We start from the raw sequence: 965 nt of genomic DNA on the forward strand, positions 1-965 counted from the left end.
TATGATTAGCTATTTTGTTGAATATCATAAATAAGGAGAAGGTTATGAAAAAACGCATGTTTTTCGCAATGTTACTTTTAGGAGGATTGATTATGATAGGATTGGTAGGATGTGGAGAAAATAAGAACAGTCGAGTATGGATTGAGAACAAAGTCTCTGAGGTCAGTCGTGTTTATCCAACTGAAAATCTCTTTGATTTGTTTAAGCAATTTCCGGAAGGGTTTAATATTACTCAAACATTCTATAAGGATTCGCTCAGAACAGTAGTTTCCTTAGATGGAGATGCAGAAAATCAAACCATAAAAGGAAAGATAGAGACTATAAAAATATCTACCGAACCATATAAAGAAGAAGTGAAAGACCATGTTGATGTAGAATATAAAGATGGTCAATTTATATTTTCTAACAATGAGGTAGCGGAAAAAATTTGGGGTTATAAAAGTTTTCTATTCCAAACATTAAGTTTGAATAGAGATGTTTTATCTCAAATGAAGCTTGAAAAGTTTCAATATTTTTCAAATCGCAATGTGTTTGAAATCTATTATATTAGTGATGACTCTACAATAAATAATTTCCTTAATTCAAATGGAGAACACATTTTATCAATAAGTGGAGCGGAATCTTATAATAATACAAAAGGTTATCGATTGAATGTTAATATTGCTTTTAAGGATAACCCAAATGATGGAATGAGTGAGATAGTTTCAAGTTGGATAGATGATAGAAATAGTGTTTCTAATTAATTTGCTAACATTTAAAACATCCTGATTGACCTGATTATAAATAAGGAGCATGCGAAAGAATGAGTGAAAAAGAATCGGTTAACAGTGAAATTCCAACTCTGGATGCAGCGAATCTGACTTGTAAATTTGAATAAGATACAAGGAAATGTTGCTTTTATTGTATACCATAAGGGAACTATGATTAGCTATTTTGTTGAATATCATAAATAAGGAGAAGGTTAT

General features: G+C 30.4%; 1 protein-coding gene. It reads left to right on the forward strand.

Features of this window, described 5'->3' with window-relative positions; all coding sequences use genetic code 11:
* Positions 1-44: 44 nt before the first annotated feature.
* Positions 45-743 (forward strand): hypothetical protein, encoded by a 699-nt coding sequence (locus GMD1S_RS08180; protein ID WP_000746966.1) that lies wholly within the window; start codon positions 45-47, stop codon positions 741-743.
* Positions 744-965: the final 222 nt, after the last annotated feature.

Origin of the sequence: Streptococcus sp. GMD1S, assembly GCF_000296875.1 — a bacterium.
In the GTDB taxonomy this organism is placed as follows: domain Bacteria; phylum Bacillota; class Bacilli; order Lactobacillales; family Streptococcaceae; genus Streptococcus.

Excerpts from the sequence above, each read along its gene's own strand:
- GMD1S_RS08180 (WP_000746966.1), top strand. The coding sequence starts at position 45 with ATGAAAAAACGCATGTTTTTCGCAATGTTACTTTTAGGAGGATTGATT.